12 protein-coding genes are annotated in these 15,826 nt (G+C 49.3%); 3 read left to right on the top strand and 9 right to left on the bottom strand.

The features are described from left to right. Window positions 1-61: 61 nt before the first annotated feature. The 3 genes from DXA36_RS09845 to DXA36_RS09835 are packed head-to-tail and all read right to left on the bottom strand — an operon-like array spanning window position 62 to window position 3,262. Window positions 62-1,453 (bottom strand): ABC transporter substrate-binding protein, encoded by a 1,392-nt coding sequence (locus tag DXA36_RS09845; RefSeq protein WP_182478996.1) that lies wholly within the window; start codon window positions 1,451-1,453, stop codon window positions 62-64. Window positions 1,454-1,509: 56 nt separating this feature from the next. After that, window positions 1,510-2,349 carry a carbohydrate ABC transporter permease gene (locus DXA36_RS09840; protein WP_118678642.1) on the bottom strand — a complete coding sequence of 280 codons (840 nt, stop codon included), beginning with the start codon at window positions 2,347-2,349 and terminating at the stop codon, window positions 1,510-1,512. After that, the gene (locus DXA36_RS09835) at window positions 2,339-3,262 is read right to left on the bottom strand and encodes a carbohydrate ABC transporter permease (protein ID WP_118678640.1); all 924 of its coding nucleotides are present in this window, start codon (window positions 3,260-3,262) and stop codon (window positions 2,339-2,341) included. The genes DXA36_RS09840 and DXA36_RS09835 overlap by 11 nt, the downstream gene beginning before the upstream one ends. 210 nt (window positions 3,263-3,472) lie before the next feature. Between DXA36_RS09835 and DXA36_RS09830 the strand changes: the two genes are divergently transcribed. The 3 genes from DXA36_RS09830 to DXA36_RS09820 all read left to right on the top strand — a co-directional run bounded on the left by DXA36_RS09830 (window position 3,473) and on the right by DXA36_RS09820 (window position 7,556). After that, entirely contained in the window at window positions 3,473-4,369 is an 897-nt protein-coding gene (locus DXA36_RS09830) for a sensor domain-containing diguanylate cyclase (RefSeq protein WP_118678638.1), read from the top strand. Between the two features lie 369 nt (window positions 4,370-4,738). Continuing rightward, window positions 4,739-6,928: a hypothetical protein gene (locus tag DXA36_RS09825; RefSeq protein ID WP_118678636.1), complete on the top strand. Its 2,190-nt coding sequence runs from the start codon at window positions 4,739-4,741 to the stop codon at window positions 6,926-6,928. Between the two features lie 121 nt (window positions 6,929-7,049). After that, window positions 7,050-7,556, top strand: coding sequence for a nitroreductase family protein (locus DXA36_RS09820; RefSeq protein ID WP_118678968.1), 507 nt, complete (start codon window positions 7,050-7,052; stop codon window positions 7,554-7,556). A 52-nt stretch (window positions 7,557-7,608) separates the two neighbouring features. Here DXA36_RS09820 and DXA36_RS09815 read toward each other — a convergent pair whose 3' ends face one another. From DXA36_RS09815 to DXA36_RS09790, 6 genes are all read right to left on the bottom strand, one after another. Next, window positions 7,609-9,066 (bottom strand): sulfatase family protein, encoded by a 1,458-nt coding sequence (locus DXA36_RS09815; RefSeq protein ID WP_118678966.1) that lies wholly within the window; start codon window positions 9,064-9,066, stop codon window positions 7,609-7,611. Continuing rightward, complete coding sequence (locus DXA36_RS09810; protein ID WP_147366565.1) at window positions 9,053-10,744, bottom strand: alpha-1,3-galactosidase-related protein; 1,692 nt, start codon at window positions 10,742-10,744, stop codon at window positions 9,053-9,055. Before DXA36_RS09810 ends, DXA36_RS09815 begins: the two co-directional genes overlap by 14 nt. A gap of 11 nt (window positions 10,745-10,755) precedes the next feature. Beyond that, window positions 10,756-12,174 (bottom strand): sulfatase-like hydrolase/transferase, encoded by a 1,419-nt coding sequence (locus tag DXA36_RS09805; RefSeq protein ID WP_118678632.1) that lies wholly within the window; start codon window positions 12,172-12,174, stop codon window positions 10,756-10,758. Window positions 12,175-12,202: 28 nt separating this feature from the next. Continuing rightward, window positions 12,203-13,069 (bottom strand): carbohydrate ABC transporter permease, encoded by an 867-nt coding sequence (locus tag DXA36_RS09800; protein WP_118678630.1) that lies wholly within the window; start codon window positions 13,067-13,069, stop codon window positions 12,203-12,205. 22 nt (window positions 13,070-13,091) lie between these two features. Then, window positions 13,092-14,045, bottom strand: coding sequence for an ABC transporter permease (locus DXA36_RS09795; protein WP_118678628.1), 954 nt, complete (start codon window positions 14,043-14,045; stop codon window positions 13,092-13,094). An 89-nt stretch (window positions 14,046-14,134) separates the two neighbouring features. Then, a complete protein-coding gene (locus DXA36_RS09790) occupies window positions 14,135-15,799 on the bottom strand; it encodes an extracellular solute-binding protein (protein WP_118678626.1) in 1,665 nt (554 codons plus the stop codon). Window positions 15,800-15,826 lie beyond the last annotated feature (27 nt).

Raw genomic sequence — 15,826 nt, 5'->3', positions numbered from 1 at the left:
CCCTCTGTTACACGACGGCAAAAGCCCTGCGGACTGCAGGGTTTCTGTCGAAGCTGTTCTTTTATCGGGCGGCATCCTTTGCCGCATAATCCACCAGAATCTGCTGTACATTTTCTGCAAACTGGTCGGAAGTTATTTTCCCAAGAAGCCATTCATCCATGACATTGTTCACCTTCTGGTCCGCCTCCTGATAGTAGGAATTATAAGGCACCTTGACGGTATGGTTCATTCCTTCCTCGGCACATTTTTTCCCATTTTCATCCACTGCGCTTCCCAGACTTTCGTCGATTACCGAATTGGCTACATCCTTAGCCACAGGCACGCCGCCCACGCCGGTTTCCGCCAGCGCCTGAAATGCCGGGGTGCTCATGATAGCTTTCACCGCTTCCCAGGCCTCTGCCTCATGCTTACTTCCCTTGAATATAACAAAGGAATCCACAAACTGGCTCGTGAAGGCTTCCTCTCCTTTACCGGAAGGAATGGCTGCTATCCCCACACGGAAGTCCGTAATATCCTTGATAGCCCCCAGCCACCAGGTTCCATCCAGAATCATGCCGAGCCGCCCTGCCTTAAACATATCGAACGCGCCCATTACCTTGGTATCCGTAGGACGGGGCATGCTGTAATCGGTACGCAGCATTTCGTCAAACCAGGCATATACTTCTTTGCTGACCGCATCATTCATGGTCGGGTTTCCTTCTTCATCAAACACATTGTTGCCGCCTAAAGAAGTATTGAACATCCCCACGGCAGCCATATAGGGGCCTGCGGCAAATCCATAGGTTTTTGACGCGCCTTCGCCGCCCGTAAGTGCTTTCGCCATGGCCCTGTAATCGTCGAAACCGGAAGCCTTATTCCAGTCCGCAGACGGATACTCCAGGCCTGCCGCATCAAACATATCTTTATTGTAATATACCAGATAATAGTTCAGCCCCGATGGAAGGCCGTAATAACGTCCGTCCACATATGCGGAATTTTCAAAGGTCTTTTCATAATACTTGCTCATATCAAAATCATCGGCCATATAATCCGTCAGATCCACCACCTGCCCTTTGTCGATGAGCATAGGCATATAAGATTCGGCTATCCTTCCGATATCCGGCGCGCTGCCGCCGGCCATCTGGGTAATCACCTTCTGATAATACTCCGGCCATCCGGTACAGGGTACCTTGTTGATTTTAATCGTTATATTCTTTCCTTCCGCCTCCAGCTGCCGGTTTGCCTCCTCTATCATGGCTGTCCAGCCATCCACTTCATTGGAATACGCTGCCATGGAAAAAGAGATTTCCACCTTTTCTCCGGCTTCCGCCGGTTTGCTTTCCCCGCTTTGTGCAGCCTGCGTCTGTCCGGCCGCATTTCCCTGCGTTTCCGTTTTTGCGCCGCCGCAGCCGCACAGCCCCAGAACGAGACTTCCTGCCGTCAGGAAAACCAATACTTTTTTCATTCTTTTCATTATGAAACCCTCCTGATACATTGTAATGTGTTGCGGTTCTTTTTAAAAGAACCATTTTATCCCTTCAATCCGGTCGCGGCGATTCCCTCAATAAAGGAACGCTGGGCAAACAGATAAATAAGGAGCAGAGGAAGAACAGCCACCGTGGAGCCTGCCATCAAAAGTCCCCAGTCAACCGCATAGGCGGAACGGAACGAATTGATGATCAGAGGAAGGGTAAACAGCTCCTCGGTATTCAAATAAATCAAAGGCCCCACGAAATTATTCCAGTTGCCCACAAAGGTAAACATCCCCAGGGTAACCAATGCCGGCTTGCACAGCGGCAGCATGATTCCTGCATATATCCGCAGATAACCCGCTCCGTCCAGCTTTGCCGCTTCTATGTAAGAATCCGGTACCGACACCATAAACTGCCGTATCAGGAATACTCCATAAGCATTCACCATGATCTGCGGTACAATCAGGGGCAGATGGGTATCCACCCAGCCGATTTTGCTGAAAACCACATACAGCGGGATCAGGGTCACCTGTGAAGGAATCAGCATCGTGGCAAAGAGAAGGCCGAACAGCTTCTTTTCCCCCGGAAACCGCAGCTTGGCAAAAGCGAATGCGGCAAGAGAACTGGTAAGAAGGACACCGGCTGTAGATACCACCGCGATAAACAGGCTGTTGCCAATTGCCCTCCCTGTGGCCGCCAGTTCAAAAACCTCCCTGTAATTACCGAAATACAAAGGAAAGGAGAGCCACAGCCGGGGCGGCATTTCCAACGCCTGGCTGTCCGTTAAAAAGGAGGTTTTCAGCATCCAGTAAAAGGGGAATATCATGGTAACCGCCCCTGCCATAAGCACCAGATGGCTCAGAAAATTTTTAATATGCTTCTTTCTGCTAATTGTCATAATTCACCAACCTTTTTGATACGATAAACTGAATTGCGCTGACCGATCCGGCGAACACCACCAGGACCATGCTTGCCACGCTTGCCGAACCCAAATCAAAATACTGAAACGCCTGGTTGTAAATATACATGACCAGAGAATAGGTGGAAAACATCGGGCCGCCCCGGGTCATGATATAGGCAAGGTCAAACATATTAAAGGCGTCAATCATCAGCATGACAAATATGAAAAAGGTTACCGGGGAAAGCATAGGCAGTGTGATGCTCCTAAACTTCTGCCAGAAGGATGCCCCGTCCATTTCCGCCGCTTCATAATAGGCAGAGGAAATTCCTTTCAGCCCCGCCAGGAACAGCAGGAAGTAATATCCCATCTTTGACCAGGAGGACATAAGGATAACCGCCGCCCTGGCCCACAGCGGATCCGCCAGCCATCCCGGCCCGGCAATCCCAAGCCTCCCCAGCAGATAATTGATCAGCCCCATGTCCGGTGCAAACAGCCAGTACCAGACCATGGCAATCGCCACCGTTGATGTTACCATCGGCATAAAAAAAGCACTTTTGTAAAATGACAGGCCGCGCAGTTTCTGATTGGCCAGAAGGGCCAGCCCCAGGGAAAACAGCATGGTCAGCGGTACGATTCCCAGAATAAATATTGCCGTATTCAGCAACGTTTTATAAAAGACGTCCCCGTCAAACACAAACACATTCCAGAAATTTCTGCCGCCCACGAACTCCGGCGTATTCATAAAATCCCAGGAACAAAAACACAGCACTACCGCAAAGATAAGCGGCACCAGTACAAACAGTATCAGCCCGATAATCTGGGGCGCTATAAAAAGATAGGCGGCCGTAATCTCCTTCCGGCGGTATCTGCTTTTTTTACCCGGCCGGACCGCCGTATTTTTCCTCTCCATTCCACTCCTCCTCTTCTATCTGCTATTTCTATTTCGTATGGTTACAGCATACCCGGAGGATGACAGAGATACAACGATGTGGTTTTTTGAAAGTGTGGATTATATTGACATTCCATTTTTCCTTATCTTCCGGTCGTTCTCTGCCGATGATACGTATAGAAACAGATTGCTTACCATCCGAAAAACAACCGGAACACAGGAGCGGATAACATGGAAATGAACGAATTGTATCTTACGATAATTAATAACCTGAATGACGGGGTCTATTATGTTGATCTGGACCGCAGAATCCTCTTCTGGAATAAAGCGGCGGAAAACATTACAGGCTACTGTGCGGATGAGATAGTGGGCAGACAATGCCAGGATAACCAGCTCAACCATATCGATGAGGACGGCAGGCCCTTATGTATCATCGGATGTCCGCTGTTCGCCACCATCATTGACGGGAAACAGCGCCGGGAGCGGGTCTTTGTGCGCCATAAGGACGGCTACCGGATCCCCATACTGGTGAATATCTTTCCTATGAAAAAGGAGGGGGAAATTATCGGCGCCATAGAAATTTTCTCACAGAATTCCCCTACCGTCTATGAAGACAACCTGGTGGAGCACCTTTCCGGGATCGCTATGCACGATGCTCTCACCCAGCTGCCAAACCGCAGGTATCTGGAAAGTTTTTTAGACTATAAGCTGAATGAATACCAGCGGTTTGGCCGTTTATTTGCCGTTCTGTTTGCAGATATTGATGATTTCAGCCATTTTAATAATGAATATGGACATGATACCGGCGATAAGGTGCTGGTTAACATCGCTGCCGGTATTAAAAAGAATATGAACCGGAATGATCTGATCGGCCGCTGGGGAGGGGAAGAATTCCTGGGTATCTTTTCCATCTCCAACGACTATGATGCGCCCATACTCGGCGAAAAATTCCGGCGGCTTGCTTTAAACACAGAGGTTCCCCACGGAAATGCCGCCTTACATGTATCGGTGTCCGTAGGAATAACCGTAGTGCGCAGGGGCGACACGGCGGCCTCCCTCCTGGAACGGGCAGATCAGCTTATGTACCAGGGGAAAAGGGACGGAAAAAACCGGGTGGCCGCCGATTGATCTTCTCCTTATCAGGCAAGGATTTCCCTACTTCTTATACCGGAAGGACGTCCCGGGGAAGCGTACCCGATCGTCCGGCAGGGCTATTTCGAAAGGCCCATTGACCACACGGTAATTGTGTCTCCCCCATAAAACGTGATCCGCAAGACAAGATAATACATTTTTGTATCATTCCGGCTAAGATACTCCATTGAGGCCAATGCCTTTCCCTACTATAATACTTTTAGAGCAATTGTTTTGCCGCCTTACGGATTCGGAAGAAAGGCCATGCGGCACCACCCCGCTGTAATGGTTTTTTACGGATACGAATTGCGTTTTCTGCGGTCATTACAGTTCCTATTTTAGTATAGATTACAGGAGGTATTTCCCATGGAAATTCATTATCAGGATTACCGTTTATCCTTCCGGGACGGAGGGATTGAGGTACATAAGGACAAAGAGCTGCTGTATTACAACAGACGTCCCATGTTCCTTACGGTAAAGACCCCATTTGCAGTCAGTGAATTTTATGACGCGCCTTATGAAACGGCAGAATGTTCGGACGGACGGCTGCTTGCCTCAGGAACGCTTCGCGTGCCTTCCGGCTCCGCCTTTGCCTTTACGGATACTTATGAAACGAAAGGGGAAGGGTTCCGCTTAAGCCGCAGTGTCAGGGTTGTGGAAGCCGGAGATGATTTGGGCTTTTCCAGCAAATTTTCATTAACCCTTACCGCATCGGATAATCCCAAAGATTATGAATGCTTCGCACCGGGCGTCTGGTACAAACAGAATGAATTTGCCCCCTCGGACAGGATGGGGAAGGATTTGGACTGCGAATATTTCTGGATGCTGGAAACCCGCTGCGCCCTTCCTCTGTTCGCCATGCATCATACCGCCGGCGGTGAAATGGTGTCCCTTTCCCGTTGGGCTGCGGACGTGACTATGCGTAATCAGGATATCGAGCAGTCGGAAAATAACACGGATCCCTGTTTTACCATCGGTTCCGTAGGTATGAGCAGACCCGAAAGCCGAACTCTCAATTATCTGTATTATGGCTACGCAGTCCGGAAGGATATCCCCACACCGGTTGACGGTCTTTCCATTGATTATGTATATCCTGGCTGTGACGGCCAGACCCCTGTGAAGAATGTGTACGACGGACTGGACTATGAGAATAAGGTTATGACCTTCCGGCGCATAAACCATCCCGTCACCCCCGGTTTTGAACAGTCTTATTCCGTTGCCATAAACTTCGGCCGCCATGAAAGCTTCCAGGAAATGATGCGGGATATCTGGCGCATTACCTACAGCCGATTACGGGACAGACTTTTCTGTGTGGACAATAAACAGCATTACCGCAACTGCATGGAAATCTTTAATAAATATACCCGTAAGTACGGTGATTCCTATGGGCTTCCTTTCGCCTGCCAGCTTCCTGACATGGATATTTCTTCCGTGTCCTTCCAGTTCGGCTTTGTGGGGCAGCAGCCGGGAATCGGCGGACTGCTGCTTCGTTACGGGGACAGGGAAAATCTTCCGGAGGCCAGACAGAAAGGGTTCGGTATCCTTGATTTCTGGGTCAGGACTGCCATGACGCCATCCGGTCTGCCCCAGATGTGCTACAATCCCACCATAAAAGGGTTTGAGCCTTATCCGCACTATACCCGTATGCTCGCGGACGGGGTGGAGGCGATTCTGGATTCTTATGTTTACCTGTATAAACGCGGGGAGGAACAGGCTTCCTGGCTGGACTTTAGCATCAAAACAGGCGACTGGCTGGTGAATATCCAGAACAGCGACGGCAGCTTCTACCGTGCTTATTACACCGACGGTTCCATACGCATGGATTCCAAGTCCAATACCCCCAGCGTGATCCGTTTCCTGGTTCAGCTGCATCTGGTTACCGGTGACGAGAGATACAAGGCTGCCGCCCTGAAAGCCGGGGAATGGTCCTTTGAAAACGCTTACCGGAATATGGAATACCGGGGCGGCACCTGTGACAACACGGATATCCAGGACAAAGAAGCCGGTATTTATGCCCTGTTCGGCTTCCTGTCCCTTTATGATTTGACCGGAGATCTGCACTGGCTGGAGGGGGCCGTAGGTGCCGCGGATTATACCGAAACCTGGACCTATGCCTGGACCTTCCCCGTAGTTACTCCATGGCCCAAGCACCCCTTCAACCGGTATTCCATCAGCGGGCAGAGCATTATTACCATCGGCGGCGGCGCCGATGTCTATATGGCCGCCTGCTCCTATACCTATTACAGGCTGTATCTTCTGACAAAGGACAGCCATTATCTGGATTTTGCCGAGTTCCTGCATAAGAACACAAGGCAGTCCAATGACATTGACGGAAGCTGCGGTTATAGTATGCCCGGCCTGGGACATGAAAGCGGCAATTTCTTCACCCAGAAAATGAGAAGCCAGTATCACTGGCTGCCCTGGTGTACCTTTGTGGAAGCGGAGCCTTGTGAACGTCTCTATGAAACCTTCGGCGTATATGAAATTGATGAGGCGCAGAAGCTTGGAGACGAGGAGCTGCAGCGGCGGAACCGGGTTTATGAGCATTATTTCTGATTCCATGCCGTATATTTATAAAGTAAACGAACCGCCGCAGGCCGCGGGTCATCCGGCAGCCGCCGGGCAGAAGCACAGAGATGTCCGTCCCGCTGTCTGCGAAAATAAAGGAGGAACGCATATGAACACTTCAGATGCCATACGTTCACGGAGAAGTATCCGAAAATATAAAAAAGGGAGTGTTATCCCCAAAGAACATATCCGGCTCCTGCTGGAGGCGGCTATGATGGCTCCCAGCGCCTGCAATACCCGTCCCTGGGAATTCGTTGTGGTGGAATCGGAAGAAATACAGGAAAAAATCACGGCAATCCACCCTCATACGCAGATGTTAAAGACCGCATCCCTGGCAATCGTTGTCTGCGGCAGGCCCGATTTGCAGGAATCCATCTGCCCCGGCTTCTGGCCCCAGGACTGCGGAGCCGCCATCCAGAACCTGCTTCTCCAGGCCCGGGAGCTTGGTTATGGAACCTGCTGGTGCGGCTGTTACCCGGTAATGGATCGGGTAAAGCAGCTGCAGGCGCTTCTTTCCGTTTCCAGTATGCCGTTAGCTGTCATCGCAGTAGGAGAAGCGGATGAGGAGCCGGCGGCCAGGGGATTTTATGAGGAAGGCAAGGTAACCTATTTGTGATTGCATAAAACCAGGCCTTCGGTCCGTTCACACCGAAGGCCTGGTAATCACTTTACCTGCCTCTCTTCTTCTGCTCCTCACGCAGCCAGGCATTATAGTTTTCCTCCAGCAGGCTCCATTTATGAGGCGGATTCCCCACGTATGCATAGGTATCAAAGATATCGCCTTCTCCCCTGATGCGCGGATCCCCTGTTTTGAGCAGTTCGTCGTCCAATTCCTGTTTCAGCTGTTTCTTTACCGACCGATAATTGGGGTTTTCCGCCAGGTTTTCCATACATTCCGGATCTTTTATAATGTCAAACAGCTCTTCCGCCGGCCGTAATCCAAAGGACAGATTATAGTACATATTCTCGTTTTCTGCATGCCGGTGAAGGATTTCCCTTTTTGTAGGAGAGGGATCACAGTTGGTATAGCCTGTTTCCGGATTCCCGGCGGGACATAACCATGGATGATAGTTGCGGATATACAGATACCGGGGCGTGCGGATACAACGCACAGGATAGCCTTTATCCTGATAACGTCCCATATCATGCCGCTCTCTTCCCATAAAAGCCCTGTTCCTGTCCGGATTCACGATTCCTTCCTTATCCGTTCCCAGAATATCCATCAGACTTTTTCCGCAAAACTCCTCCGGTATGCTGACGCCTGCCGCCTCCAGGAAGGTGGGGGCAAAGTCAATAAAGCTTACAATATCAGAAACCTGCCTCCCGCCTTTGACCGCACCGGTCCAGGTGATGCTGAGCGGGAGACGAAGATCCTGTTCATACATCTGCCCCTTAACTCTTGGAAAGGGACAGCCGTTATCCGAGGTAACAACAAAGATGGTATTTTCATATTCTCCTATCTCTTTTACCTGCCGCACCATCCGATAAAGCTGCCTGTCAAACCAGTCGATCTCATAGGCATAATCACAAAAATCCCGCCGAACCGTATCACAATCAGGAAGGTACATAGGTATCTTCACCTTATCCGGATCCTTCCCATATCGGATGCCCTCGCCTTCCGTATAGGCCCGGTGCGGTTCCCTGCAGCCATACCAGAAGCAAAACGGCTGTTCCGGCTTCCTGTCTGCAAGAAAAGCTGCAAAATTAGCTGCATAATCCGTATTGGAAATACAGGTTCCTTCCGGCGGCTGCAGTGTTTTTTCATTGTATTCGGTTCCCGCCGGATTCCGTTGATATCCTGTATTTATGTAATCTCCGGGGCCCCAGCCCTTTCCGGTAAACCCCACAAGATACCCGGCTTCCTCCAGCAGATCCGGATACAGCAGCCTGGACGGCGGGAACCGGCAGAAATGCGTACAGGCCGATTCCAGCTGCCACGTATGGCATCCTGTCAGAATACTGGCTCTGGACGGCGCGCATTTGGGATTGGTGGTAAAGGCATTATGAAACACCACGCCTTCCCGCGCCAGCTGATCGATACACGGCGTGTCCACCAGTTCATGCCCATAGAATCCAAAATGCGACGCATCATCCGCCAGTGCAAATAATATATTAGGTCTTTTCATTCCCGCCCCCTGTTTCCCTTCTTTCACAGAATGTGTTCCCTTCCGTCCGGACGCTTCCCACATGATGGGTTAAAACATAATCCGACGCCTCAGACGAAACCGCCCCCTGTTCAAGACAGATCCTGTTGTTTCGCAGTATCAGCTTCCTGAGACTGTATCCCCAAAAAAGCGGGGTGTTTTTCAAAAAAATGTCATTGTTTTCGATGATTATTTCTCCGTGAAACGCTCTGTCCTCCTCCAGCCTGCACATTCCCGGATCCACATCAATGACGGCTTTTCCCCAATTGACCTGATTATGTCTCATCAGCCGGTTGTTCCTGATCACCAGCTGACTGATCGCACCGGACTCAAACCAGTTTTTCATATCGCTGTTCACTTTTATACAGGAGCCTTCACTGTCTATCTCATTATCTTCTATCACCATTTTCTTCTCCGAGGTAAGAATAAGCCCCCTCGCCCGGTTCCTTCCGCATCTGTTTCGCCGAAATACCACCTCCGGATACCAGTCGGACGGATCGATACAGCAGCTCTTCCCCTGTTGAAAAGGATACGGCTCCTCCAATTCCAGTTCCCCATATTTTTTATTGATAGCCCGGAATTCCTTTACTGCAGCCTGCCCCTGCTTAAGCATTGACATCTGATCACAGACAGTTATCCGGTTTCCCCTCCTTACAGGGAAAAATCCTTCCTGCTGAAAATGTGGGACTTCCACAACAATATGCCGTTCATCAAGCACTTTGTCCACCCGCAGATAATTACCGTGTACGTTGATAACATCATCAAACATACTTTCAAACCTGCCGTCCTGCACCGTAATCGTCCCCCCGCAGTTCACAAAGTGCAGGGCATCCGCATTTACGGAAAAAACCCGCTGTGAACAAGGATCCGGATAAATTCCAACCCTGTTCACGGTAATATCCCTGCTCAGCTGCGCAACAATCCCCATTGTTCCCGCATGTTTGATCCATACATCCTCCACCAGCACCTTCTCGCACCGATCTATCACGATTGCCGGAACCAGACGCTTTTCATGCTTTATGGTAAGGATATTTCCTGCCGACGGCTGCCTGGAAAAAGGGTAAGCCAGTTCCACGATCCCCTCCTGCACTTCCCGGGCGCACAGGCCTGCGTCCACCCCGTAATCAAAGACATCCGCCGCGGGTCTTTTTTCCTTTTCTTCAAATTCCAGCATTCCCAGCACATAGCTGCTGTCGTAGTTTTCCCCGGTAAACCGGATGGTCCCATTCCGAACCACATAGGGAAATTCCGAACGGTCTATTTTTAAAGTTACCGAATCCGGTGATGTCTCCAGGATTTTTCCCTGACTGGCAAACGGACGTTTATAATCGATTTCAAAATTTTGGATCACAACATTTTCACATCCGCTTATGTAAAAAGGCAGAATCCTGCCTATGCCATGCAGCCGTGAACCGCAGCCGTCTATGATGATATTCTTTTTATTCGTTACATAAAATGCCGCGCTCTTTACTCCTGAATCATTGTTTGAAATAAAAAAGGTATCCTGATACGCATATCCGGTTTTCAAATCATAGTCTGCGTTCTCAAATAAAATACGGGTGTCATCCTCCGCATTCTCCAATACTTCCCTGATACAGGCCGCCGCATCCTGCAGTTTGGAATTTCTGATAACTTCCGGCGTAATACTGATTTGTCTCAAAATCATCCCCCCTAAATATCCGGTGCATTCGTATTCCATTTTACAGAAGCTTCCGGTAAAAACCGGAACATCCGGTCAATGATCCTTCCCAGCGCTTTTGCCTTATATGCCTGATAGTTTTCATCTTCCCACAGATTTACCCGCTCCAGCGGATCTTTACTTAAATCATATAATTCCCCATAATCACGTTCGGCGTAATAAATAGTTTTAATTCCGTTCTCAATCACTGCCTTCATATTGTGGGCTTCCATAAAAATATAGCCGCGCGCTTCCACCGGCTCCCCTGTCCAATACCGGCTGTAAGGATGATTTTCCATATCCGCAGTCAGCTTATCGGCAGCCCCCGCAGCGCACAGACAGGTGGAGGCGATATCAATATTCGTGACATAATCCTGCACCTCATATCCTGCAAACCCCTTTATAGGCGGCTTCACAAACAAGGGAACATGCATCAGGCTTTCACTCAGATACTGGGCCTTGGATACCATTCCGAATTCTCCCATGAAATCTCCGTGATCCGTGGTATAGATGATCATTGTCGTGTCATACCGGTTTCGTTCCTTCAAAACCCTGACAATCTGACCGATCTGGCCGTCAATCAGCGACATATTCGCATAATAGGAACGCTTCGTCCTGCGAAACAGCTCGTCCGGATACCGGTCTATATAAGCTTTTGGATTCAGCTTCCTGAAATGGGGCGGCTTCCGGCTTAAATCAGCCTCACCGGATTCCGGTCTGTCCATATCCTCCAGCCGGTAATTACCGGCATAGGAAGTACCCTCGCAGTCATAGGGCATATGCGGTCCGGGAAAGGAAATGGTTACAAACCAGGGCCTCTCCCCGCTTTCCTTCCCATCCAGATAATGCTCCAGGCATTTTTTCCCTTCCTGCCCCACAAAACTGTCGATATGGCAGCTCTCCTTCTCCTTCCACGTTCCGCCAAGAATCAGGCTGGCATCGCTGCATTCCCGCCCGTCAACCCCCTCTTTTTTCAAAAAATCAAGATAGGGCGCGATTTCTTCCGGGACCCCGAGAGGGGAATGCCCGTCCACAATTATTTCAAAATCGTAGCCGTGGGCGATCCGGGAATGTGCGAAATGCTGCTTTCCCACCGATGCCGTCCAATATCCTGCCTCCTGAAGTCCGGTCATAAAGGTGGTTTCCTCCTCCGGCAGTCTGGAGATATAGGTGGGGCATCTGCATACCGTGGGATATTTTCCGGTGGCAATCGCAGCACGGGACGGAATACAGGAAGGATTTGAACAGTATGCATTGGTAAAAAAAATACTGTCCTTAATCAGCGCATCCAGGCAGGGGGTTTTTACCACCGGGTTATTATACCCAAAGGTATCCAGCTTCTGTTCATCCGTCATCAGAAAAAGAATGTCCGGACGCGATCTCCTGTTTTCCTCTTTTTCACTCTTTCCCATCCCTTTCTCCTCCCGCTTTCATGCCGCATCAGCCCTTCACCGCTCCAACCATAACTCCCTTTACAAAATATTTCTGCAGGAACGGATAAACACACAGAACCGGTACGATTGCCACCATAACCGTTGCATATTTCACCACATCCTCCATATTGGCCGTCAGACCGGACGCCACGCCCACAACAGTCTCCTCCACCTGGTTCTGCAGCAAAATCTCTCTGAGGAACAGCTGTAGGGGGAACAGCTCCCTGTCCCGCAGATAAACAGACGCCTGGAACCATTGATTCCAGTGTGCCACTCCGTAATACAGGGCGATGACCGCCAGGGTGGATTTGGAAAGCGGCAGTACTATTTTGGTAAGTACGGACCAGTCACTGGCGCCGTCTATTTTTGCCGACTCCTCCAGGCTGTCCGGAATTGACATAAATCCCGTTCTCATAATTATCAGGTTAGCCGTCGCCACAGCCCCCGGCAGAAGCTGTGTCCAAACCGACTCTCCCAGCACTTTATTCACAACAATATAAGTGGGAATCAGACCGCCTCCGAACTGCATGGTAAAAATAACGAGAATCAGGACGAACTTTTTTATATATAAGTCTTTTCTCGTAAGTGCAAAAGCGCCCAGTATGGTCATGAGCATATTAATTACAGTTCCTGCGCATACATAAAACAACGTGTTGCGGTATCCGGTGGCAATGGAGGGATTCCTAAGAACAAGTTTGTATGCCTCCAGGGAAAATCCAAGGGGTTTGTATAGAATCCCCTTCTGATGTTCCAAAAGCAGAGGGTCGCTGAGGGAACCAAACAGGACATACACTACCGGGTATATGGTGATAACACACAAAACAGTCAAAAATACTATCAGTACAATATCGAATATTGCTATTTTCTTTTTCATCACTCATCAGCCTTTCCGTGCTTTACCACAAACTAGTTTCGTTCAGCTTTTTGCTGACAAAATTAGCCAGAAAAAGCAAAATGGCATTGATGATGGAATTAAACAGGCCCACCGCCGCAGAATAGCTGTAATTTGCATTCAGCAAACCATTCCTGTATACAAAGGAAGAAATGACATCCGCCTGATCAAAAATAGCCGGATTATACAGCAGCACAATTTTTTCCCATCCCACTGTCATAATCGCCCCCACCCTCATAATCAAAAGGGTTACGATGGTAGGTGTGATTCCGGGAAGCGTAACATTGATGATTTTCCTGAAACGCCCCGCTCCGTCTATCTCCGCGGCTTCATATAATTCCATGGAAATACCAGTCAGCGCCGCCAGATAGATGATAGTTCCCCAGCCTATGTTCTGCCAGATATCACTCAGTACATAGATAGGGGCAAATAAACGCCCTACCGTCAGCAGATTATGCGGCTTCATGCCAAAAAAAGCCAGTATGTTTGTAATAACGCCGTCCGTGGAAACCATATCCACCACCAGACCTGCAATGACTACCGTAGATATAAAATGGGGCATATAAGTAACGGTCTGAACCATTTTTTTGAATCGTTTCTGTCTTAGCTCGTTGATCAGGATTGCCAGAATAATCGGCGCCGGAAAGCCAAAAACCAAAGACGAAATGCTTATGGTCAGGGTATTTCTCAGAAGGCTCCAAAAGTAATAACTGGAAAAAAAAGTCCTGAAATGCTCAAGCCCCACCCATGCGCTGTTCAGAATCCCTCTGGCCGGCCGATAATCCTTAAAGGCAATTACCAGCCCTCCCATCGGCACATAATGAAACAGAATGTAATATAAAATCACCGGCACCAGCATCCAATAAATAATCGTATGCTTTTTGTAATCCATAACAATTTTGTGCAGAAAGCCCCCGCCTTTCTGCCCTGCCTTTTTTCGTTTCTTTTCTCTTATCATGCTCACCCCAGCCTTCCTGACATTATTTAGAAAAAAGGCGTAAAATCCATACACATCCTTTCCGGTATTTTACGCCTTTTGCTTTAAAATTATCTTTCCAAATAACGATCTAAAGCTGCCTGCTGAATTTCGGTTGCTCTGCTGACATTCATTTTTTCAAGAGTCTCTAAAAATGTGCCGTAATTGTCAAGCGGTTCAATCCCCATGATAAACTTCGCCGACATTTCGTTTACATAGGTTTTAACATCGCCCATGATTTTACTGTATTCGTCATTTTCCTCTGCTGTCATCGTAAGCGTCTGGGGCATCTCATAATCAAAATCTGCCGTATCCCCCCAAACAGACCATCCCGCCTGCAGCCTGGGGTCTTCATACATCAGAGACTGGTTTTCCCAATCCCAGACCATAGCCGTATCACGTAACAGGTATTGTCTCAAAACCTCATCCATGGTCAGGCCATCCGGATTCTTTGTCACAAAATCGGTCTGCCTTTTCTCTCCGTTTTCGTCTATGTAGTAGGTATCCTCAAACCGTTCATCCCCCTTGGGTCCCCAAGAGATTTCAAGGATTCCTTCCGGGCTGTACAAATAATCCACCCATTTGATTATGGTTACCGGATCCTTCGCTGTGGAAGAAATAAAGCAGCTGGTGTCATTAAAATCCTTTACGTGGTGACGGAAATGGGTTCTGTCTCCTTCCTTGAGTACAGGATAAGGCACCGGTATGGCCACCGCTTCTTCATTGCCTTTCTGTACCGACATAGCCGGTGCGGAAAGTACGCTGTTTATGTGTAAAACAGAAGCTCCCATCAATCCCGCATCAAAATCCGTACGTACTTCCTTCCCCTGCTTCTTGGACAGGAAATCCGGATCCAGCCATCCGTTTTCATACCATTTATGGAAGGTAATCAAAAACTCTTTATAACCGTCCTGAAGCGGGCCAAATTTTACCGTTCCGTTTTCATTCATGAACTGGGAGCCCGCCGGCACTCCATACGCTCCGGAAAAAGCGCCTGCCAGACCGCCGAATTGATTGTCACATCCAAAGCTGAAGGGTATCTGAACTCCCATATCTTTAAAGGCTGCCAGCATCTCTTCCCAGTCCGCAATCGTAACCGGAACCTCCAAACCCGCTTTATCCAGCATGGTTTTATTTACCATCGGCCCATTAAAGGGCAGGCCCCGCATCTCATCTCCGGGTATGGTCGCCCCGAAATAAGCCAGCACCCCATTATCCGTATAAGCGCCCCGTTTCAGATCCTCGTTGCTGTTGATATATCCCATAAAATTAGGTGCATTCTCTTCAATCAGCTTGGTGGCGTCCAAAATCACCCCGTCCGCCAGCGCCCCTTCCACGCCGCCGCGATAATTGGTGACAAGATCAAACCGGAACAGATCCGGCATATTGGTTCCTGAAGCCAGCAGAAGGTTCATCTGCTCCAGTTCCTGTCCTACCGGCGGATTTATATAGTCCACATGGATTCCGGTCTGTTCCTCCAGACGCAGCGCGCCGGGATGATCGTTAAGATCCGTAACAGCCTTGGCTGTTACCGGATGCAGCGGAAGCCAGTACGAAAATTCCTTGATTGTCTCGCCGGTATTTTCTTTTGCCGCCTCTTCCGTCTGTACCGTTTCCGCAGCTTTTTCCCCGGCTGCCGTGGGTTCCGCCCCATTGTTCTGTTCCTTTGCACACGCAGCCGCCCCGGTCAGCAGCCCAAATACCAGTAACATGGCAATACACTTTTTCAGCTTCATAAACTACCTCCTGTTTTTCATTTTCAG

Origin of the sequence: Eisenbergiella sp. OF01-20 (genome assembly GCF_003478085.1) — a bacterium.
In the GTDB taxonomy this organism is placed as follows: domain Bacteria; phylum Bacillota; class Clostridia; order Lachnospirales; family Lachnospiraceae; genus Eisenbergiella.
This window is presented reverse-complemented; position numbering and strand designations above follow the sequence as displayed.